A 22,006-nucleotide genomic window follows, 5' to 3' on the forward strand; every position below is an offset into this window, starting at 1 on the left:
CCGGTCATAGATTCCGTTCATGACCTTCGCGCGCCTGCGTCGTTGCGCAAAACGGCACGGCCGATCCTGCGGAGCGGCCGGTTCATTGACTCGGGGGAATGACGGGCGATGCGTTCCGCACCGGGCAGGAAACGATCGGAAAAGGAATCGTGCAACAGCCGGGCAATCGCCGGCGGCAACCTGGCGGCACCGGCTCACCGGACCGCCGCAACCGGCAACCGTCAGAATCCGTCGCCCGACGGCGCGCGCACGAACGCGCAGAGTTGCGGCGAATGCGTATCGATCATCTGCTGGAACGGCGCGCGATGCCCGTACGCGATGCCCGACACGAGCAGCAGGCAGGCAGCCGCGATGCGCGGCGAGAACGCGCGCTGGCGCGCACCGTCGTAGCCGCGCAGGAACACCAGCGCGACCACCGCGCCGAGCATCCAGCCGACGACGACTTCCGGAACCGTGTGCGAGTGATCGAACACGCGCGCGACGGCCGTGACCGCGCCGACGGCCAGCCCGGCCGCGACGCCGGGCGCCTTGCCCGGCAGGAACGCCTGCCACAGCATCGACAGCGCGACCGTCCACACGGATGTCGACAGCATCGTATGGCCGCTGATCACGCGGAAATCGAATTGGGGAATCTCGATGCCGCACCCGGCATACAGGATCTTGGTTGCGCCGACGAGGCCCATGCCGGCGGCCAGCAGCACGACCCAGCGCACGGCGAGGCGCCAGTCGGTCAGCGCCAGCCACACCGCGCAGGTCAGCGCGATCGGCAAGGTCAGCGCGGCATCGCCGATGTTGCTGATTTCACTCCACATAACGGACTTCGGACGGCTATCGAAAGGCCGCAGTTTACCGCATGCGCGCACCGCGCCGGTGTCAGCCTGTGACAGGCTGTATCAGCCCGCGACACCGGTAATCAGCAGCAGGTTCGTGCCGGTGATGACGACGAACAGCGCCCACGCGGCAACCTGCATCTTGCGGCCGATCGCGTGCTCGCCCATCGTGTTGCGATCGCTGACCGACCGGATCAGCGGCCACATCGCGAACGGCAACTGCAGGCTCAGCAGCACCTGGCTCCAGACGAGCAGTTGCCCGACCGACCCGTCGCCGAGCCACAGCACGCCGATCAGCGCCGGCACGAGCGCGAGCCCGCGCGTGATCAGCCGGCGCTGGTAGCACGGGATTTTCGTGTGCAGGAAGCCGTCCATGATCACCTGGCCGGCGATCGTGCCGGTCAGCGTCGAGCTTTGCCCCGACGCGAGCAGCGCGATGCCGAACAGCAGCGCGGCCGCGCCGCCCGCGATCGGCGTAATCAGCTTGTAGGCCTGCTCGATGTCGGTCACGTTGTGCTGGCCCGTCGCGTGAAACGCCGCGCCCGCGACGACCAGGATCGCCGCGTTGACGAGCATCGCGACGAACAGCGACACGCAGGTATCGATGCGCACCAGCGCGAGCGTGTCGCGCACCACGCCGCGCGCGCCGCCGACGACGCGCCGCGTCTGCACGACCGACGAATGCAGATACAGGTTGTGCGGCATGATCGTCGCGCCGACGATGCCGAGCGCGAGCACGATCGCGTCCTTGCGGTCGTGGCCCGGATCGCCGGGCACGAGCCCGCCGACCACCGCGTGCCAGTCGGGCGGCGTGATCGCGACCTGCGCGACGAAGCAGAACGCCATCGTCGCGATCAGCCCGAGCACGATCGCCTCGATCTGCCGGACCCCCTTGCCCTGCAGGCCGAGCACGATCACCGTGTCGAGCGCGGTCAGCACGATCCCCCACGCGAGCGGCACGCCGAGCAGCAGCTTGAACGCGAGCGCGCAGCCGAGGACTTCCGCGATGTCGCACGCGATGATCGACACTTCGGCGGTGACCCACTGCACGATGCGGCCGAACCGGCCGTAGCGGTCGTAGCTGGCCTGCGCGAGATCCTTGCCGGCGACGAGGCCGAGCCGCGCCGCGAGCATCTGCAGGAAGATCGCCGCGAGGCTCGAGAACGCGACGACCCATAGCAGCGAATAGCCGAACTGCGAGCCGGCCTGGATGTCGGTCGCCCAGTTGCCGGGATCCATGTAGCCGATCGCGACGAGCAAGCCGGGGCCGAAGAAGCGCTTGAGCTTCAGCCAGCGCGACGCGCCGGCGTCGATCGTGATGCTGCCCTTTACTTCCGACGGGCAGAAAGGGGCGGTGGCGGTAGTGGGGAGGAAGGACATGGAAACCGGGAATCGAGATCGCGACAGCACGATTCTACGGGTATCCGCCCCGTTTTCTCCCGAGCGTCGGCGCACGCGCCGTAACCTCCCCCGTCACCGTCGCAAAACGCGGCTGCGGGCCCGTCGTCCGCATCGGGCGATGCGGCGCCGTGGCTGAGGATCTTTTCCCGCTCGGCGACGCGAAATTCGGTCGGCGACATCAGCAGGCGCTGGCGAAACAGCTTCGCGAGCCGCTCGCCGCTGCCGAACCCCGTGCGGCGCGCGACCTTGTCGGCCGGCAGCGTCGTATGGATCAGCATGTGGCATGCGCGCTCGAGCCGCACGTTCTGGACGAACTCGGTCGGCGTCACGCCGATCTCCTTCTTGAAGCGCCGCAGGAAATTGCGCTCGCTCATCGCGGCCGCCTGCGCGGCATTCGCGATCGAGATGCGGTTCACGCTCTGCGCGCGCAGCCGCTGCGCCGACATCCGGATCGACGGGCTCGCGCTCAGTTCGCGAAACGCCCACATCGACTGTGCATAGCGCTGCTCGACCGGCCGCAGCATGTTGCTGGCGATCTCCTGCGCGGCGCTGTCGCCCAGATCGGCGCGGAACATGTCGAGCGCGGCGGCGAACACATCGGTCTCGCCCGCCTGCAGCTCGACCGTCGCGGCGGGTCGGCGCCCGGCCCGGCCGGGCCGCACGTCGAGCGCCGTCGACGGCCGCTGCGTGGCCGCGAGCGACAGCAGGTCCATCGCGTCGACGATCCAGCGTGCGTGCCGGCGAATGTCGGTCAGGCGGCGCTGCAATGCGTCGTCCCAGTTGACGGCCGCGCGATCGCCATGAAGATGAAAGAACGCGAGCGCACGGCGGCCGTGCTCGTCGCCGAGCGGATCGGCCGCGATGCTCACGCCGGACGACGACTGCAACAGTCCCCCGCTTTCGGATACGTACTTCAACTGGTAATCCGCACTGAACGCATGCAGGCGATTCGCCAGATTGAAAGCCTCGCCGAGACGCGCGGCCTGGGCCAACGAAAACCCCGTACTCAAATAGATAACGACCCACCGCTGATCTGCTGCATTCACTTGCCAAGCCCCCGACTTGTTTCGACTTCTTCTAATACCGTCGAACTGTCAGGCTTATATTTGGTTTGAATGCGTGCGACAGGACGGCTATCTCGAAATATGAAGCGACGGCATCTTAGCCGAACGGGTAGCGCCTTTGGCGCGAAATGGCCGACGTGGACAGCATGATGGCGGATTACTACAGACTGTCGCGGGCCACGGGTATGCCGGCACGGAATCGCGCCCGTCGATGCAGCCGATCATTGCGGCCGTCATGCGTCACGATGTGCACATTTCGTTTCATTGTGATGCGTTGCAGATCGGACGAAGCTGCGGTCGCTTACCGGTCCGAACGGCATCGACATGCATCGAACGCCGCCGATCGCCGCGCACGAAAACCCGCGTATCCGTTGCCTGCGCATCCTTTAGAATCGATCCACCGTTCACCACGCCACCCGCGCCCCGTGCCCGCCGATCACCGTCTCGACCTGAACCTGTTTCGCGTGCTCGACGCCGTCTACGTGTACGGCGGCATCGGCGCGGCCGCCCGCGCGCTGCATCTCACGCAGCCTGCGGTCACGCACGCGCTCAACCGGCTGCGTGTGCATTTCGACGATCCGCTGTTCGTGCGACAGGGCAACCGCGTCGTGCCGACCGAACGCACGCGGTCGATCATCGCGGACGTGCAGTTGCACCTGAACGGCCTGCAAGGCACCGCGCGCGATCCGTCGGCATTCGATCCCGCGACGCTCGACCTGAGCATCGCGGTCGGCATTCGCGACGTGCTCGAATCGATCGCGCTACCGCGAATCGTCGCCGCGTTCGCCGACGAAGCGCCGGGCCTGCGGCTCGTGAGCCGACGTGTCGCGGTGTCCGACATCGAGCGCGAACTCGCATCGGGCAATCTCGATCTGGTCATCGATCGTCGCGTACAGACAGGCCCGCGCATCGCCACCGAACACCTGCTCGACGATTCGCTCGTCGTCGCGCTGCGCCGCGATCATCCGCTTGCGCGCGACCCGCTGCGGCGCGGCGACTATTTCGCGGCGCGGCATATCGCGGTGTCGTCGTTCGGCGAACCGCAATCGCTCGACGTATTGCTCGGCAACGACGGGCGCTTCCGCGATATCCGGCTCAGTTGCCAACACTATTTCGCCGCGTGCCAGATCGCCGCGACCGGCGACCTGCTGGTGACGCTGCCGCACACCTGTGCGCTGCGGATGGCCGCGCTGCTGCCGATCGTCGTGCGGCCGCTGCCGCTGCGGCTCAAGCCGTTCCCGCTGCTCGCGTACTGGCACGAATCGCGCGACACCGATCGCGCGCACCAGTGGGTACGCGAACGCATCGCCGCACTCGTGCGCAGCAGCGCCGGCATTGCGGACGCGTAGGCACGCTGCGTACGCCGTGACGATCGAAACGGTATGCTGACGGCTTCGCGCTGCCACGCGGCGCCCTGCTCCATATTCCGCTTACCGGAGACTTGCCATGTCGCTCATTCATGCCGCCGCCGTCCTCGATGCCGACGCGCCCGACTACGTCGTCCAGTTGCAGGCCGGCACGCATGCGCTGACCGGCGACGAAGCGCCGCGCGAAGGCGGCCAGGATCGCGGGCCGGCGCCGTACGAGTTCGTGCTTGCCGGTCTCGCGCAATGCACGGCCGCGACGCTGCGCATGTATATGCAGCGCAAGTCGTGGCCGGCCGCGCGCATCGACGTGCGTACCGAGCTGCATGCCGATCGCGAAGGCGTGCAATACGTGCGCCGTGTCGTGACGCTCGACGGCCCGCTCGACGACGCGCAACGCCAGCGCCTCGCGGAAATCTGCGAGAAGACGCCGGTGACGCAGTTCATCAAGCGCGGTACGCGAATCGAGACGACGTTGAAATGACGCGCGCGGCGAGTGGTGCACGGCGAGCGGCGAGCAGAAAGCAACGCACGTTCGCCACCTGAAAAACAAAACGGGCGGGCCGCGCACGATGCGCGGCCCGCCCGTCCATCGATATCAGCAGGTGCTTACAGCCCGAGCGCGGACAGGTCCAGCTTGCCGCCCTTCATCGGCGGGCACCAGAAATACGCACCCGTCAGCGGCCGCGTGAAGCGGAACAGGCCGTCGACGATCCCGTCCTCCGCGCCGCTCATGCGGCGCATCTGCACGTCGAACGCGCGGAACGAGCAGCCGAACGCAACGAAGTAGAGACCCGCGCGGCGCGCGTCCGACCACGGCGACGAACGGCGCAGCATGAACGCCTCCGGCTCGAAGCTTTCCTGCGCGGTGCGCTTCACGTGCGCGAACTCGGGTGCGTCGTCGAGTTCCTCGTTGTCCGAGCGGCGGCGCCCGATGATGTTGTCCATGTCGCCCGACGGAATGCGTTCCATCTGGTCGAAGTCGTGCAGCCATTGCTGGACCGCGACGAAGCTCGACCCGTCGAGCCCTGCGCCCTGCCCCGCCACGATCGCCGCCGCGAGCGCGTCGTCGCCGGTCGGGTTCTCGGTGCCGTCCTCGTAGCCGGACAGGTCGCGATCGTTCGAATAGCGGAAGCCGTCGACGGCGTCCTGCAGCGCGAACGCCGGCGCCAGCGCGCGTTCGATCGCCCGCGCGCGCAGCACGATCTCGCCGCGATCGTCGGCGCGCAGCCAGACCCACACGTCGGCCGGCGTCGCCGGCAGCGTGCGGTCCTTCACTGCGAACGCCGGGTAGTCGGTCAGGCCCGGAACCGGGCGCCCGAGGTGCGCCGCCAGCGCCTGTCCGAAACCGACGACCGTGTCGCGTCCGTCGACGATCTCGCGCAGCGCGGCCAGCGCCGCCGCCACATTGCCGTCATTCGAAATCGTGAAAGTGAGGTATCGGGCCGCCGTGTCGATCGGAGCCAGGATGCCTTGCTGAACGTCGCTCATCGTTTCCTCAGGAGTGTATCGGGGTGAATCTGCGAGGGCCGCATCGGCCGGCCGCTCGTCGTGCCGGGCCGCGCCGGGACGCACGCACCGTCGCGTGCCGCGGACGCCGAAGTGTAATCGAAGCGCCCGCCGGCCCTTTGCGGAAGGTCCGCTAAAGAAGGGCCGAAACCCTGAATACTAACCGTATCGACGCCGCAACGCCGCATTCGTCAGACGTTGCGGCGTGCAGAACACTGCTGATAGAATCTTTACACGTCTTTTCGGCGTCTTTTCAACCGTTCACTTCAGGGGAGGTGCAGATGTTCCGAATGCCAGCAACCTTCCCGAACGTGGTCCCACGGCGTAGCTGATCCAGCCCGCCGTCCGCGCCGGCTCCCGAGTTTTCCGCTAACCCGTCAGCCGCGCTTTTCCCGACAGCCCGTTTCGTTCCGCCCGCGTTTTCCACGCGGCTCCGGCTGTTGCGTTTTCGACGTTCTCCGAACCGGAAAGTCCCGTCGCGCGATGCGCCGGGCAACGATAAATGACCAGAAAAACCTCCCATCTGGGCGGCCACGCATTCAAGGCCGTCTTCGGCTTCACCATCCGCTACTGGCGCAAGCAGCCGGCGCGCATCGCCACGGTCTCGACCTTCGCGCTGCTCGCCGCACTCGCCGACGTGCTCACGCCGCTGTTCGCAGGCCGCCTCGTCGACGCGCTGTCGACCGGCCTGACCGACCGCGCCGCCGCGTGGCATTCGGCCGTCGTCGCGTTCGGCACGCTCGCCGCGCTCGGCATCGGCGCGACGGTGCTGCGGCAAGGCGTCTACCTGAACATCATCACGCTCACGCTGAAGATGATGAGCGAGATCGCCGCCGCGTCGTTCCATCGCGTGCAGCGCTTCTCGACCGACTGGCACGCGAACAGCTTCGCCGGTTCGACCGTGCGCAAGATCACGCGCGGGATCTGGGCGCTCGACCTGCTGAACGACACCGTGCTGATCGCGCTGCTGCCGTCGGTCACGATGCTGGTCGGCGCAACCGTGCTGCTCGGCACGCACTGGCCCGTGATGGGGCTCGTCGTCGGCGCGGGCTCGCTGCTGTACATCGCGGTGACGGTCGCCGTGTCGCTCGGCATCGTCGCGCCGGCCGCGCGGCTCGGCAACCTGTGGGATACGCGCATGGGCGGCGCGCTCGCCGACGCGGTGAGCTGCAACGCGGTCGTCAAGGCGTTCGGCGCGGAAACGCGCGAGGAAGCGCGGCTCGCGCGCGTGATCGGCAAGTGGCGGCAGCGCACGCGCCGCACGTGGGTGCGCGGCACGTTCAACGGCGGGTTGCAGGGCGCGATGCTCGTCGCGATGCAGGCCGCGATGATCGGCGTTGCGCTGCGGCTGTGGGCGAACGACGAGGCGAGCGTCGGCGACATCGCGTTCGCGCTGACGATGTTCTTCATGCTGCAGGGTTACCTGCGCGACGTCGGCATGCACATCCGCAACCTGCAGCGTTCGGTGAACGACATGGAGGAACTCGTCGCGCTCGAACGCCAGCCGCTCGGCATCGACGATCGCCCCGGCGCGCCGGCCATCCGGATCGGGCAAGGCGAGATCCGCTTCGAGCACGTGACGTTCCGCTACGGCAACCATCCGGTGCCGCTGTACGACGATTTCTCGATGCGGATCGCGCCCGGCGAGCGCGTGGGCCTCGTCGGCCACTCGGGGTCGGGCAAGACGACGTTCATCAAGCTGATCCAGCGCCTGTACGACGTGTCGGGCGGCCGCATCACGATCGACGGGCAGGACATCGCGCGCGTGCAGCAGGAATCGCTGCGCAGCCAGATCGCGATCGTCCAGCAGGAGCCCGTGCTGTTCCACCGCACGCTCGCGGAGAACATCGCGTATGCGCGCCCCGACGCGAGCCGCGCGGACATCGAGCGCGCCGCACGGCTCGCCAGCGCGCACGAGTTCATCGCCACGCTGCCGGACGGTTATGACACCCTCGTCGGCGAACGCGGGATCAAGCTGTCGGGCGGCGAGCGCCAGCGCGTCGCGATCGCACGTGCGTTCCTCGCCGACGCACCGATCCTGATCCTCGACGAAGCGACGTCGAGCCTCGACAGCGAAAGCGAACTGCTGATCCAGCAGGCGATGGAGCGACTGATGGTCGGCCGCACGACGCTCGTCGTCGCGCACCGGCTGTCGACCGTGCGCGCGCTCGACCGGCTGCTCGTGCTCGATCGCGGCAAGGTGATCGAGGAAGGCAACCACGACGCGCTGATCCGCATCGACGGCGGTATCTATCGCCGGCTGTTCGAGCGGCAGGCGCTGGAGCTCGCGAAGGGGTTGATCGATTCGCCGCGGCGCACGGCGGACGACGCCGCCGGGCCGCTGGGCGAGCCGGCCGAGGCGTAACGCAAGCGTGTCGCGATGCGGCCCGGCGGTGGGGTCATCACCGCCGGGCCGTGTCGACCCGACCGGATTCGGATCGAGGCCGTGCCACGTGCACGGCCTTTTTTGCGTCCGTGGGTATCGCCGGCCGCCCCTGAACCTCGTGCCGCCGCGTCGCCTTTTCCCGGATCACTTATCATGTCGGCCAGGAAATCTGCGACGAGGGATCGATCATGTTTACAGGAATTGTCCAGGGCGTTGCCGCCATCAAGGCCATCAAGGATCACGGGGAGCTGAGAACCTTCAGCGTCGAATTCCCCGAGCGGTTCACCGACGACATCGAGATCGGCGCCAGCGTCTCGGTCGACGGCGTGTGCCTGACGGTGACGACCATCCATTCGCCGGAACTGATCGACTTCGACGTGATGTTGCCGAGCCTGAAAATCACCACGCTGGCCGACCTCGCGACAGGCGCGCGGATCAACGTGGAGCGGGCCGCGAAGGACGGCGCGGAAATCGGCGGGCATCCGCTGTCCGGCCATGTCGACTTCACGGGGACCATCCTGCACATCGCGTCGTCCGAACATAACCGGATGATTCGTATCGGCGTGCCAGCCGATTTCAAACGCTATGTGTTCGCGAAAGGCTATATCGCGATCAACGGCTGCAGCCTCACCGTTTCGGACGTCAATCGCGACGAAGGCTGGTTCGACGTCTGGCTGATTCCCGAAACGCGGCGCGCAACCACCTTCGATGCGAAGGGCGTCAACGACACGGTCAACATCGAGATCGAGCGAAGCACGCAGGTCGTCGTGGATACGATCCGGGAATCGGTCAAGGAAACGCTCGGCGAATTGACCGGCATCGTCACGGCGCTGCTCGCGGAAAAAGGCGTCGATATCGAGGAGCTGCTGGCCCGCAACGTCGCGAAGCTGCCGAAGAAGTAACGGATGCCGGCGTGCCGGGTTCCGTCGGCGAACACCTCGACTCACGGTTCCGCCTCACTCCGCCTCGGCCTGCTCGCCCTTCCCCACCGCCACGCGCTGCGCGCGATAAATCCCCGCGTGCCCCGAAAACAGATACGCGACGACGCACGCGACCATCGCATACACGCCGATATCGGCGCCGAACAGTTCGATCGCCATGATCGTCGACGCGATCGGCGTGTTGGCCGCGCCCGCGAACACCGCGACGAAGCCGAGCCCCGCGAGCACGGGCACCGGCAGCGCCAGCACCTGGCCGAGCGCGTTGCCGAGCGTCGCGCCGATGTAGAACAGCGGCGTCACCTCGCCGCCCTTGAACCCCGATGCGAGCGTGACGACGGTGAACGCGAACTTGCCCGCGAAATCGTACAGCGGCAGCGGGCCGTGAAACGCGGCCTCGATCGTCGGGATGCCGAGGCCGAGGTACTGCGGCACGTTCAGCACGGTGGCCGCCACCGCGACCAGCAGGCCGCCGAGCACCGGCTGCAGCGGCGCACAGCGGACGATGCGCCGGAACCACGCGGTCAGCGCATGCGTCGCAAACGCGAACAGCCGCCCGACGACGCCGAACGCGATGCCCGCGACGACCGTCACGGCCAGCCCCGTCGCCGATACGGCCGGCACGAACGGAATCGCATAGGCCGTGTGATGCACGCCCCACGCGCGACACACGACGTCCGCGACGATCGCCGATGCGACGCAGGTCAGCAGCGCGTCGTACCGCACGCGCCCGATCGCGAGCACCTCGAGCCCGAACACGGCGCCCGCGAGCGGCGTGCCGAACACCGACGCGAAACCGGCCGCGATGCCGCCCATCAGCAGCACGCGGCGATGCTCGCGATCGAGGCGGAATACGTGCGTGACGCGATCGGCGAGCGCGCCGCCCATCTGCACGGCCGTGCCTTCTCGGCCGGCCGAGCCGCCGAACAGGTGCGTGACGACGGTCGCGACGAGTACGAGCGGCGCCATCCGCTTCGGCACCAGCGCCTTCGGGTCGTGAATCTCGTCGATCAGCAGGTTGTTGCCGCGCGCGACCGACTGGCCGAAACGATGGTAGATCCACCCGGTCGCGAAACCGGCGGCCGGCAGCCCCCACAGCAGCCACGGATGCGCGACGCGCGTGCCGGTCGCCCAGTCGAGCGCGATCAGGAATAGCGCGGAAGCCGTGCCGGCCAGCGCGCCGAGCAGGGCCGAGAGCGCGAGCCAGCGGCACACGTAGCGCACGGTCGCGAGAAGATCGGCAGAAGTCGTGAAAAACATGATTTCCAGATTCGACAGAACATCAAAACCTGGGCGGCAGAATACCGCATGGACGGCCTGCGACCTCCTGACGACCCAGGAACACGCAGGCATCATCAGCCGGGCAAACCGGCGGTTGAGGGCCGCACCGCGCGCAACGCGCCGGAACGACCGCAGGGAGGCATGCCATCTCCGCAGGCCGCAATTGTACGCGCCGCCGCGCACCGCACGCAACGCGGTCACCAGGACCGCCGGACAGGATGGCGCCCCTCCCCCCGGGCGCGCCGTCAGTCCCGCGGCGTGCGCGCGATGCGCGAGATCAGTTGCGGCGCGATCCGTTCGAGCGGCAGGATCGCCGACGCCGCACCGATCGCCGCGGCCGCCTTCGGCATCCCGTAGACGGCGCTGGTCGCCTCGTCCTGCGCGATCGTGTAGCAGCCTTTCGCGCGCATCGCCTTCAGGCCCAGCGCGCCATCGCGCCCCATGCCCGTCAGCAGCACGCCGAGCGCGTCGCCCTGCCAGCCGTCGGCGACGCTGTTGAAGAACACGTCGATCGACGGCCGGTACGGCGTCTCGGCCGGATGCCGCGTATAGCCGAGCACGCCGCGCGGCGACAGGGTCAGGTGATCGTCGGTCGCCGCGAGCAGCACCTCGCCGGCCTGCGGCACGCTGCCCTGCCGCGCGACGCGTACCGGCAGCCGCGTAAAACCGTCGAGCCATTCGGCCATCCCGAGCGCGAACGCCTGGTCGACGTGCTGGACGATCACGATCGCAGCCGGGAAATCGGCCGGCAACGCGCGCAGCAGCGCGGTAAGCGCGGTCGGCCCGCCCGCCGACGCACCGATCGCGACGAGCGTCGGCTGGCCGCGCGCGGGCGTCGGCCCCGGCGGCACGAGCGCCGCGGTGCGGCTTTCGAGCAGCCGGCCGATCTGGTCGATCTTCGCGAGCAGCGCCTGCGGCGACGCGTCGGTCGACAGCCCGAGCGCGAGCGTCGGCGTGTCGACCGCATCGAGCGCGCCTGCGCCCATCGCCTCGTAGACCGACGACGTGTTCGCGCTGACGCTCGCCGTCACCACCAGGATCGCGCACGGCGCGCGCGCCATGATCTGGCGCGTCGCGGCAACGCCGTCGACCTTCGGCATCACGAGATCCATCAGCACGAGGTCGGGCGGATGCGCGATGCAGAAATCCACGGCCTCGTCGCCGTCGGTCGCCACCCACAGCACGCGGTGGTCCGGCCGCAGCGCGAGCACGCGGCGCAGCGCCTCCACGGCCAGCGGCAGGTCGTTGACGATGCCGATGTTCATCCGCGCGCGCCCCCGATCAGGTCGTGCACGGCATCGAGCAGCGCCTCGTCGTGGAAGCTGCTCTTCGCGAGGTAGTAGTCGGCGCCGGCATCGAGCCCGCGACGGCGATCCTCGTCGCGATCCTTGTACGACACGATCATCACCGGCACGCGCTTGAGCATCGGATCGCTCTTGATCAGCGTGACGAGTTCGATGCCGTCCATGCGCGGCATGTCGACGTCCGTGACGACGAGATCGAATGCGTCGCTGCGCACCGCGTTCCAGCCGTCCATCCCGTCGACCGCGACGGTCACGTCGTAACCGCGCTTTTCCAGCAGCTTGCGTTCGAGCTCGCGCACCGTCAGCGAATCGTCGACGACGAGCACGCGGCGGCGCCGGTCGACGAGCGCGAGCTGCGGGTCGCGCTTGAGCCGCGCGAGCTGCCCGCCGCGCACGAGCTTGTCGACCGAGCGGATCAGGTCCTCGACATCGACGATCAGCACGGGGTCGCCGTTCTCGAGCAGCGCGCCGGCCGCGATGTTCTGGATCTTGTGCAGGCGGCTGTCGAGCGGCTGTACGACGAGCATCCGTTCGCCGAGGAAACGGTCGACCGCGACGCCGTACAGCTCGGGTTCGCCGCCGACGACCACGACCGCCGTGCTCGCGCGCGCCGCGTCGGGCTCGCCCGCATCGAGCAACTGGTGCGCGGCGACGAGCCCCGCGCGCCGGCCGTCGAACGGAAAATGCGGCTGCCCTTCGAGCACGTCGATGTCGTCGTGCGCGAGTTCGAGCGTGCGGCGCACGTGCGCGAGCGGGAACGCATACGGTTCGCCGCCGACTTCGACGAGCAGGCTGCGGATCACCGACAGCGTGAGCGGCAACTGCAGCACGAAGCGCATGCCCGCGCCCGGTTCGTTGAAGATCCGCACCGCGCCGCGCACGCCGCGCACCATCTCCTGCACCGCGTCGAGGCCGACGCCGCGACCCGACACGTCGGTCACCGCGTCGCGCATCGAAAAGCCCGGCAGCAGCAGGAATTCGAGCAGTTCGGGATCGGACAGCCGCGCAGCCGTCTCGTCGTCGGTCAGGCGCTGGCGCACGACGGCCGCGCGCAGCGCGTCCATGTCGACGCCCGGGCCGTCGTCGATCACGCTGACGAGCAGCGAGCCGGCGCTATGGCGCGCCTCCAGCGTCACGCTCGCCTCGGCCGGCTTGCCGCGCGCGAGCCGCGCGTCGGGCGACTCGACGCCGTGGTCGATCGCGTTGCGCAGCAGGTGGCCGAGCGGCGCGTCGAGCAGGTCGAGGATGTCGCGGTCGACCTGCGTACCCTCGCCGACGATCGAGAAGCGCACCTGCTTGCCGAGCGAACGCGCGAGATCGCGGACGATGCGCGGATACGCGCGCGTCGCATCGCCGAACGGCCGCATCCGGCATTGCAGCGCCTCGTCGTAGAGCTGCTCGGCGATATGCGTGCTGCGCCGCTCGAAGCGGTCGAATTCGTCCATGCGCTCGGCAAGCGAACGCTGCAGGTCGTTGAGCATGTGCCGCACTTCGTTCATCGACGCGAGCATGCCCGCGTCGAGATCGTCGGCGAACTGTTCGACCATCAGATCGAGCGAACGGGCGGCGTCGCGCTGCGCGCGCTTCACGCGCAGCATCGATTCGGCGAACGGCTTGAGCCAGCGCGATTCGACCAGCGATTCGCCGGACAGGCTCAGCAGCCGGTTCAGCGTATCGGCGCGCACGCGGCGCATCGCGCCGGCACCGGCCACGCGGCCGGCCTGGACCGGATCGGGCACCGTGCCCGACACCGCGAGCGGCGGCACCGGGGCGCCGGCCCCGACCGGCTCGTTCGCGGCGCCGTCGTGCTCGCGATACGGCACGGCCGACCGTGGCACCTGCGGCGGCACGACGGCCGGCGCGTGCATCGTCTGCGCGCCGTCGGCGCCCGTCAGCGCCGCTGCGAACACGTCGATCTCGGTCGACGACACGGGCGGCCCCTGCGGATCGCCGACGCGCACCAGCAGGTCGACGCCGGCGAGCAGCACGTCGACGTGCGTGGCCGTCAGCGCGATCGTGCCGGCCTGCGCGGCGACGAAGCATTCTTCCATCCGCCCCGCGATGTCGACGCCGAGCGGCACGCCGACGATGCGCGCGGCACCCTTCAGCGAATGCGCGGCGCGCATGCACGCCTCGAGCGCGACGGCATCGGGCTCGCCCGATTCGAGCGCGAGCAAGCGCTCGGACAGCGCCTGGGTCTGCGTGCGCGTCTCCTCTCGATACAGCTCGAGCAGCGACAGGTGGCTCAGATCGTCATCGCCGCTCATCGCATGCTCCGTGTCACGGCGTCGAACAGGCGATCGTCGTCGAGCAGGCCCACCGACTTGCCGCGCCACGACAGCACGCCGCGCGACAGGCCGGCGCTCGCGCGCCCGACCGTCGCCGGCACGGGCACCCAGTCGGATGCGCCGAAGCGCAGCACGCCCTCGACTTCGTCGACCGGAAACACGACCGGTTCGCCCTGGTACGCGGCCACCAGCAACCGCGTGAAACGGCCGTCGCCACCGCCGTTGCCGCCCTGGCCGGCATCGAGGCCGAGCAGCGCGCCGATCGAGATCGCGATGCGCAGCGTGCCGCGGATGTTGACCACGCCGCGCACGGCCGAATTGCGGCGATGCGGCAGCGAATGGATCGGGCGGGTGCCGGCGATCTCGCGCAGCACGCCGATCGGCAGCGCGAGCCATTCGTCGGCCACGCGAAACGCCAGCGCCGCGTGGCGCGTATCGCCGTCGTCGTCGCGCACGCGGGTGGTGCCGAACGCGCTGATCCGGCGCGTCGCGTCGGCCATCTCGGCGTCGCCGAGCGGACGCTCGAGCAGCTTCGCCGCGTGATACGCGTAGACCGGGCAGTTCAGGCAGCGCTGGCAGTCGGCCAGCCGCTCGCACGAGCGGTCGCCGCGCGTGCCGATCCGGTTCCAGCAATCGTCGACGTCGATCGTCGTGTCGTCAGTGGCAGCGGCGTCGCGGTTCATGGATTCCTCTGGTCATCGCGGTGTCGGTCCCGATCCCGTATTCGTATCAGCCGGCCGAGCGCCGTGCGCGCTCGAGCAGCCATTGCGCGCCCGCGCGATCGCCGCCGACGTCGAGCAGCGTCGCGAGATGGGTCAGCGCCTCGTGGTGCGTGGGCCGCAGATACAGCGCCTTGCGGTAGAAGTCGCCGGCTTCCGCCGCGCGCCCGCGCGCATCCGCGATCAGCCCGTTCAGGTAGAACGCATCGGCATGCGGGCCGACGCGCGCCGAGAATTGCGCAAGCACGCGCTCGGCCTCGTCGAACGCGCCGGCGTTCGCGAGCGCCTGCGCATCCTCGAGCGTCGGCGCAACACGTTCGTCGACGGACGCGGCCGCTTCGGCCGTCGCCACCGACAGGTCGGCCCGTGCGTCGAACGCGGCCGTACGCACGGCCGGGGCCGGCGCCGCGAACGGCTGCAGCCCGTCGCCGAACCAGGGCGGCGGCGCCACGGCCAGCACCGGGCGCGTCGCCGCGAGCGGCGCGACCGTGAGGCGCTCCGCGCGCCGGTACGCCGCTGCCGCGGACGGCGTTGCCGCAGCCCGGGCCGCACTTGCATCGGCCGCCACACCGGCGGCAGGCTCGCGATGAAACGCGAATGCCAGCGGCACGCGCGCCGAGCGCATCCCGTGCCGCATCGCGACGCCCGTTTCGGCCGGCCCGACGAACAGCATGCCGTCGTCGGCCAGACACGCGCCGAGCGAACGGATCACGCGATCCTGTGCGTCGCGATCGAAGTAGATCAGCACGTTGCGGCAGAACACGAAATCGTAGCGAATGCCCGTATCGGCGATCGGTTCGACGAGGTTCGCGTGACGGAACTGCACGCACGCGCGCACGCGCTCGTCGAGCAGCCAGCCGTCGGCGGCCGGCCTGAAGTAGCGCGCACGAAACTCCGTCGCGGTGCCGCGAAACGCGTTGCGCCCGTAACAGCCAAGCCGCGCCTGCTCGATCGCGCGCGCGCTGAGGTCGATCGCGTCGATCGTGAAGCTGGCGGGTTCGAGCCCCGCGTCGAGCAGCGCCATCGCCGCCGAATACGGCTCCTCGCCCGTCGAGCACGGCGCGCTCAGCACGCGGATCACGCGCCCGGGCGTCGCGGCGAACCGTTCGGCCGCGAGCCGCGCAAGCGTCGCGAAGGCCTCGCGGTCGCGAAAGAACCACGTCTCGGGCACGACGAACAGCTCGATCAGCGCACGCCGCTCGTCGGCCGACGCGTTGAGCTGCTGCCAGTACGCGTCGAGCGCGTCCTGCGTCACGGGCGGCCGCGCCGCCGACGGCAGCCGCTCGCCGTCCGTTTGCAGCGCGTGCACACGCTCCGTCAGCGCACGGATCAGAAAATCGTTGCCGAGCGAGTCGGGGTCGATGCCGGTTTCGCGCAGCAGCCAGCCGCGAAATCGCGATTCGGACTCTTTCATGCGGATTCCTCCACGTGGCCCGGCAGGCCGTCGAACAGGTACAGGCGCGCAACGTCGTCGATCAGGTCGGATATCGACACCTGCTGCACGACGCCGTCGGGCGTGTTCGCGACGAGCCCGAGCCAGCGCGTGCGCGCGGTCGAGATGCCGCTCGCGCGGAACGCCGCGCGATCGATTCGCATCGTCTGCGTCGCGCGCTCGACGATCAGGCCGATCACGCGCTCGCCGTCGGCATTGCCCGCGCGGTAGCGCACCATTACGAGCCGGGTCGAGCGCAGCGCATGCGCGCGCCGCCCGAGCGCGAGCATCGGCACGTCGATCACCGGCACCGGCTGGCCGCCGCGCATCAGCAGCCCGGCGATCCATTCAGGCGCACCGGGCACGGCCTTCGTGATCGCGAGCGGCAGCACCTCTTCGATGCCGGCCGCGTCGAGCGCATAGCGCTCGCCGTCGAGCTCGAACATCAGGAACAGCGCGTGCGCGCCGCTCTGCGGGTCGGCGCGCGTCACGCGTCGACCTTGAACCGCGACACGCTGGTGCGCAACTGGTTCGCGACGAGCGTCAGGTCGTCGATCGCCTGCGACGACTGGCGCAGCGACTCGGCGGTCTGCTGCGCAGCTTCCGACAGTTGCGACAGCGCCTGCGTGATCTGCTCGGCGCCGTTCGCCTGCGTCTGCATCCCTTCGTTGACCATCTGGAAGCGCGGCGCGAGCGTCTGCACCTCGGCGATGATCTGCGACAACTGCCCGCCGACCTGCTGCACGTCGAGCATCCCGCGGCGCACTTCCTCGGAGAACTTGTCCATCCCCATCACGCCCGCCGACACGGCCGACTGGATTTCCTTCACCGTCTGCTCGATGTCGTAGGTCGCCACGGCCGTCTGGTCGGCGAGGCGGCGGATCTCGGTCGCGACGACCGCGAAGCCGCGGCCGTACTCGCCGGCCTTCTCGGCCTCGATCGCCGCGTTCAGCGACAGCAGGTTGGTCTGGTCGGCGACCTTGGTGATCGTCGCGACCACCTGGTTGATGTTCAGCGCCTTCTCGTTGAGGATCGCGAGCTTCGCGTTCACCGAACCGGCCGCGTCCATCACGCTGCGCATCGTCTCGCCCATCCGCGTGAGCCCGCTCTGGCTCACGCCCGCGAGCGTCGCCGACTGCTCGGCCACGCCGGCCACCTCGTTCATCGTGCGCAGCAGGTCGCGCGACGTCGCGAAGATCTCGCGCGAGGTCGCGCCGATCTCGGTCGTCGTCGCCGCGGTTTCGTTCGCCGTCGCCTGCTGCTCGCGCGACGTCGCCGCGATCTCGGCGACCGACGTCGTCACCTGCAGCGACGACTGCTGCGCTCGCGAGACCAGCTCGGTCAGCTCGTCGGCCATCCGGTTGAAGCCCGTCTCGAGCGTGCCGAATTCGTCGCGGCGGCGCAGGTCGAGGCGGCGCGTCAGGTTGCCGGTGCGCATCACGTCGTGCACTTCGACGAGCCGCGCCATCGGCACGGTGACCGAACGGAACAGCAAATAGCCGAGCGCGATCGCGGACAGCAGCATGACCGCCAGTGCGGTCGCGAGCACGACCTCGGTGTCCTGCACGGATTCGCGGATCAGCTTGGCGGACTGGTCGGCGAACTTGCGGTTCTCCTGTACCAGCGTATTGGCATTGCGCACGACCTCGATCCACACCGGCTGTACCTTCGCGTAGGCGGCAACGGCATCGTCGCGCGACATGCGGTGTTTCTGCACGGCTTCGTTCAGCAGCGGCTGGTAGCGGTCGTAGGAGCCGCGAAACGTCGCGAAACGCTGACGGTCGTCGTCGCGGAACGTCGTGTTCTGGTAATCGACCGACAGCGACTCGACGTCCTTCAGCGCGTCGGCAATTTTCGCGAGATCGCGCTGCACGGCTTCGGGGTCGGTGTCGACGAACGTTGCCTGCTGCAGCAGCGCGAACGATTCGTTGACCGCGCCGCGCAGCGACGCCGCGAGGTAGACGCCGGGCAGCGAGTCGCGCTCGATGCTGACGGCTTCGCTGTTGATCGCGCGCAGGCGCTCGTAGGACACGCCAGCTGTCACCAGCATCAGCACGAACAGCACGCCGAAGCTGAGCAGAATGCGATTGCCGAGCGTCAGCCGGGTAGCGCCGATCGTCGGATGCAGGCTTTCATTGGTCGCGCGGGGCGTCACGGTGGCCATGTTCGTTATGGGCTTTCTAAAATCAGCGTTGAAAAAATCCACGCCCGCCTGCGCGCCGGTCGGCGCGCCACGAGCGCCTCGTGGTCGGATGCGGACGACGCGGCGCCGGCAGGCCGCGCCGCGAAATCACCGCTCCGCTTGCGCCGGCAAACGTAGCGCGACCATGAAGCCGCGCGCCGTATTGCGCATCAAAATCTGGCCGCGATGCCGCGCCGCCGTCGCGCGGACGAACGCGAGCCCGAGGCCGAAGCCGCTGCGCGCCGCGCCATGCGCGGATTCGAGCTGCACGAACGACTCGGTCGCGGCCGTGCGCTGCTCCGGTGCGATGCCGGCGCCGGTATCCTCGACGCCGATCAGCCAGGCACCGCCCTCGCCGCTCAGCGTGCAGTGCACGTCCGTGCCGGCCGGGCCGTACTTCAGCCCGTTGTCGATCAGGTTCGCGACCGCGCGCGTGAGCATCATGCGGTCGCCCATCGTCACGCACTCGGTATCGGGCACGTGCGCGACGACCCGGCTGCCGCACCCGGCCGCCTTCTCCCAAAGCTGGTCGACGGCATCGAGCGCGATCTCGTTGAGACTCACGACCTCGTGTGCGCGGCGCTCGGACTGCGCGCGGGTCAGGTGGATGAAGCCGTCGGCGAGCGCAAGCGCGCGCCGCGCATGGCCGGCAATGCGCTCCATGATCGCCGGCATGTCGCCGTGCTCGGTCCGGTAGACGTCGAGCAGCGCGAGGATCGACGTCTGCGGCGAACGCATGTCGTGCGACAGGAAATCGAGCGCCTCGTCGCGCTGGCGGGACATCAGGTACGAATTCGAGTGATAGCGGATGCGCGCGGTCAGTTCCATCGCGTCGGGGAGCTTCACCAGATAGTCGTTCGCGCCGGCGATGAACGCCTCGCGCTTGACGATCGGCTCCTCTTTCGCGGACAGCACGATGATCGGCACGCGTGCGGTGCCGGCGTCCGCACGCCATGCGCGAACGAGATCGAGGCCGTCGATCTCCGGCATCACGAGATCCTGCAGGATGACCGTCGGCTTCACGTCGCGCGCAACCGCCATCGCCCGGTGTGCGTCGGTGCACACGTGCAGGTCGATGTCGTGTTCGCTGCGCAGCGCGCGGCGGATCACCTCGCCGACGAACGGTTGATCGTCGACCAGGAGAACCGAAAGCCCCGATTCAAGACAATCCGGGGCATTATCGCTGCTTGATTCTTTCATAAATACAGTTTCAAACGCCGAATCTCCAACCGATTCTTTCATGGGAGTTGTTTATCCGACTTGGACGCGATCTTATATTGGCGGTTGAAAACCCCGCCTGATTCCGCCGATTTGGCCTGTCGGCAATGCCTTGCGGGGCTCCGGACGCCGGATTTTCCCCGTCGACGGCCGCATTACCTCCGCATTCTTTCTCTCAATAAAGATAACCGGCTGATTCTAAATGAAATTAGAACACAGCATCTATCTCCTTCCGGTTTAGTTTTGCCAAATATGCAGAAAGAGCCGCAATCAGATAAATCAGATCATTTCCGGATTCGAAACACGATAACGTTTGCGAGCTCGGCAAAGCGAGGTTTGCATGCGCTGCAAGGCTCGATTGCGAGACGTATTGGGGCCTGATGAAAATGCACCGAATCGGCCGGAGGAAGGGAGAAAAATACGGCGCCCAGGGCGAGGATCGACCCGCGCGCATCGGGCCGGCAGGAAGCCGGCCCGATGATGGAGGTGCGGCCGCCTACCCGCGCCCGTGCTGCGCGGACACTTCCTGCAGGTCGAGATCGCGTTCGAGCATGTGCAGCATCTCGTCGTGGATGCGGCCTGAACGATGCAGGCGCAACAGTTCCGCGCGCCCGGCCTTGATCGCGGCCAGCACCACGTCGTAGTGCGCGGTGCGCACTTCCGCCGGATACGCGGGCTCGTTCTTCGCCCGCTCGGTCATTTCCGCGCGATACGTGTATTGCTCGAGCAGGCGCGGATGGATGACCACGCCGTTCTCGTCGCGCACGAGCGGCTGGATCGCCGCGAGCTGCGCGGCCTCGACGTACGCCCACGTCTGCGGCTCGGTCAGGTGATGCGCGGCGCGCGCTTCGCGTTGCGGCAAACGCAGCAGCCGGATCAGTGGCCCGATCGTCGTGCCCTGCAGCAACACGGTGACGAGGATCACCGCGAACGACGCGACCAGGATCACGTCGCGGCCGGGCATCGCCTCGGGCAGCGACAGCGCGATCGCCAGCGTGACGACACCGCGCATCCCGGCCCAGCTCATGATCGTCGCGGCCTTCCAGTCGGGCGCGTCGCCGCGCCGCGCGATCCCGCGCACCGGCCACTTCAGCGCCTCGACCGCGTAGATCCACACGAAGCGCGACACGATCACCGCCGACAGCACTGCGAGCACCGGCGGCACCATCGTGGCGAGCACCTGTTCGAAGCCGCCGAGCCGGTGCATCGCGCCGCGCAGCGACAGCCCGATCAGCACGAACACCATCGCTTCGAGCAGGAACACGATGACCTGCCAGAACGCGGTGCCGCGCGTGCGCACGGCCGCCGAGAACACCTCGTGCTGATGCCAGCCGATGATCATGCCGGCCGTGACGGTCGCGATCACGCCCGACACCTCGACCATTTCGCCCGCGATATACGCGATCCAGCCGGCAATCACCGCGACGGTGATCACGAGATAGTCATCGTCGAGCAGCTTCAGGAACCACACGACGAGCCTGCCGACCACGAAGCCGACCACCACGCCGCCGAGCCCGAGCTCCGCGAAGCGCACGACCGCATGCTCGAGGCTGAACGCGCCGGTGAGCGCGGCCGCGACCGCGAAGCGGAACAGCACGAGGCCGGCCGCGTCGTTCAGCAGGCTCTCGCCTTCGAGCAGCACCATCAGCCGGCGCGGCAGCGCGACGCGTTCGAGCACGGCCTTCGCGGCAACCGCGTCGGGCGGCGACACGATCGCGCCGAGCGCGAAGCATGCGGCCCACGGCAGCGCCGGCACGACCCAGTGCACGGCGAAGCCGACCGCGAACGTCGTGAACACGACCGCGCCGATCGCGAGCAGCAGGATGCCGCCGACGTTGCGCTTGAACTCCTCCCACACCGAAAAATACGCACCGTCCATCAGCAGCGGCGGCAGGAATACCAGCAGCACCAGTTCGGGATCGAGGTTGATCGGTGGCAAGCCGGGGATGAACGCGATGCCGATGCCGCCGATCAGCAGCGCGGCCGCGGGCGGCAGCCGCAGCCGCTTGGCGATGCATTCGAGCGCGACGATCGCCAGGAATGACAACAAAACCAGCTTGAATGCCGAGACGGGAGACATGAATCGACCT

The 22,006-nt window shown here is 68.5% G+C and carries 17 protein-coding genes and 1 riboswitch; of the genes, 4 read left to right on the forward strand and 13 right to left on the reverse strand.

Annotated elements, in window-relative coordinates; translation table 11 throughout:
• Positions 1-221 precede the first annotated feature (221 nt).
• The 3 genes from ABD05_RS17605 to ABD05_RS17615 form a co-directional block, all read right to left on the reverse strand.
• On the reverse strand, positions 222-812 hold the full coding sequence (locus ABD05_RS17605) for a phosphatase PAP2 family protein (protein WP_047901459.1): 591 nt from the start codon (positions 810-812) through the stop codon (positions 222-224).
• An 81-nt stretch (positions 813-893) separates the two neighbouring features.
• Positions 894-2,210 (reverse strand): Nramp family divalent metal transporter, encoded by a 1,317-nt coding sequence (locus ABD05_RS17610; protein ID WP_047901460.1) that lies wholly within the window; start codon positions 2,208-2,210, stop codon positions 894-896.
• Entirely contained in the window at positions 2,159-3,223 is a 1,065-nt protein-coding gene (locus ABD05_RS17615) for a helix-turn-helix domain-containing protein (RefSeq protein WP_047901461.1), read from the reverse strand. Before ABD05_RS17615 ends, ABD05_RS17610 begins: the two co-directional genes overlap by 52 nt.
• 497 nt (positions 3,224-3,720) lie before the next feature.
• Here ABD05_RS17615 and ABD05_RS17620 point away from each other — a divergent pair, with 497 nt between their 5' ends.
• Both ABD05_RS17620 and ABD05_RS17625 read left to right on the forward strand, forming a co-directional pair.
• Entirely contained in the window at positions 3,721-4,644 is a 924-nt protein-coding gene (locus ABD05_RS17620) for a LysR family transcriptional regulator (RefSeq protein WP_047901462.1), read from the forward strand.
• A gap of 97 nt (positions 4,645-4,741) precedes the next feature.
• On the forward strand, positions 4,742-5,143 hold the full coding sequence (locus tag ABD05_RS17625; RefSeq protein ID WP_034185134.1) for an OsmC family protein: 402 nt from the start codon (positions 4,742-4,744) through the stop codon (positions 5,141-5,143).
• Between the two features lie 125 nt (positions 5,144-5,268).
• Here ABD05_RS17625 and ABD05_RS17630 read toward each other — a convergent pair whose 3' ends face one another.
• A complete protein-coding gene (locus tag ABD05_RS17630; protein WP_047901463.1) occupies positions 5,269-6,150 on the reverse strand; it encodes a Dyp-type peroxidase in 882 nt (293 codons plus the stop codon).
• Between the two features lie 520 nt (positions 6,151-6,670).
• Between ABD05_RS17630 and ABD05_RS17635 the strand changes: the two genes are divergently transcribed.
• Together ABD05_RS17635 and ABD05_RS17640 are read left to right on the forward strand one after the other, a co-directional pair.
• Positions 6,671-8,533 carry an ABC transporter ATP-binding protein gene (locus tag ABD05_RS17635; RefSeq protein WP_047901464.1) on the forward strand — a complete coding sequence of 621 codons (1,863 nt, stop codon included), beginning with the start codon at positions 6,671-6,673 and terminating at the stop codon, positions 8,531-8,533.
• 209 nt (positions 8,534-8,742) lie between these two features.
• Positions 8,743-9,456: a riboflavin synthase gene (locus tag ABD05_RS17640; protein WP_047901465.1), complete on the forward strand. Its 714-nt coding sequence runs from the start codon at positions 8,743-8,745 to the stop codon at positions 9,454-9,456.
• 54 nt (positions 9,457-9,510) lie between these two features.
• Here the strand turns inward: ABD05_RS17640 and ABD05_RS17645 are convergent, their stop codons facing one another.
• The 9 genes from ABD05_RS17645 to ABD05_RS17685 form a co-directional block, all read right to left on the reverse strand.
• On the reverse strand, positions 9,511-10,752 hold the full coding sequence (locus tag ABD05_RS17645) for a voltage-gated chloride channel family protein (protein ID WP_047901466.1): 1,242 nt from the start codon (positions 10,750-10,752) through the stop codon (positions 9,511-9,513).
• A 79-nt stretch (positions 10,753-10,831) separates the two neighbouring features.
• A riboswitch (Fluoride riboswitch) is annotated at positions 10,832-10,934 on the reverse strand.
• Positions 10,935-11,018: 84 nt separating this feature from the next.
• Positions 11,019-12,038, reverse strand: coding sequence for a chemotaxis response regulator protein-glutamate methylesterase (gene cheB / locus ABD05_RS17650; protein WP_047901467.1), 1,020 nt, complete (start codon positions 12,036-12,038; stop codon positions 11,019-11,021).
• On the reverse strand, positions 12,035-14,344 hold the full coding sequence (locus tag ABD05_RS17655; RefSeq protein ID WP_047901468.1) for a hybrid sensor histidine kinase/response regulator: 2,310 nt from the start codon (positions 14,342-14,344) through the stop codon (positions 12,035-12,037). Before ABD05_RS17655 ends, cheB begins: the two co-directional genes overlap by 4 nt.
• Entirely contained in the window at positions 14,341-15,048 is a 708-nt protein-coding gene (locus ABD05_RS17660) for a chemotaxis protein CheW (RefSeq protein WP_047901469.1), read from the reverse strand. Before ABD05_RS17660 ends, ABD05_RS17655 begins: the two co-directional genes overlap by 4 nt.
• A gap of 46 nt (positions 15,049-15,094) precedes the next feature.
• Positions 15,095-16,498, reverse strand: coding sequence for a CheR family methyltransferase (locus ABD05_RS17665; RefSeq protein WP_047901470.1), 1,404 nt, complete (start codon positions 16,496-16,498; stop codon positions 15,095-15,097).
• Positions 16,495-17,007, reverse strand: coding sequence for a chemotaxis protein CheW (locus ABD05_RS17670; protein ID WP_047901471.1), 513 nt, complete (start codon positions 17,005-17,007; stop codon positions 16,495-16,497). The genes ABD05_RS17665 and ABD05_RS17670 overlap by 4 nt, the downstream gene beginning before the upstream one ends.
• The gene (locus ABD05_RS17675) at positions 17,004-18,680 is read right to left on the reverse strand and encodes a methyl-accepting chemotaxis protein (protein ID WP_047901472.1); all 1,677 of its coding nucleotides are present in this window, start codon (positions 18,678-18,680) and stop codon (positions 17,004-17,006) included. Before ABD05_RS17675 ends, ABD05_RS17670 begins: the two co-directional genes overlap by 4 nt.
• Positions 18,681-18,806: 126 nt before the next feature.
• A complete protein-coding gene (locus tag ABD05_RS17680) occupies positions 18,807-19,940 on the reverse strand; it encodes a hybrid sensor histidine kinase/response regulator (RefSeq protein WP_047901473.1) in 1,134 nt (377 codons plus the stop codon).
• A 472-nt stretch (positions 19,941-20,412) separates the two neighbouring features.
• Positions 20,413-21,996, reverse strand: a complete 1,584-nt coding sequence (locus ABD05_RS17685; RefSeq protein ID WP_047901474.1) for a Na+/H+ antiporter — start codon at positions 21,994-21,996, stop codon at positions 20,413-20,415.
• Positions 21,997-22,006 lie beyond the last annotated feature (10 nt).

The sequence above is a fragment of the Burkholderia pyrrocinia genome (genome assembly GCF_001028665.1).
GTDB classification, from domain to species: domain Bacteria; phylum Pseudomonadota; class Gammaproteobacteria; order Burkholderiales; family Burkholderiaceae; genus Burkholderia; species Burkholderia pyrrocinia.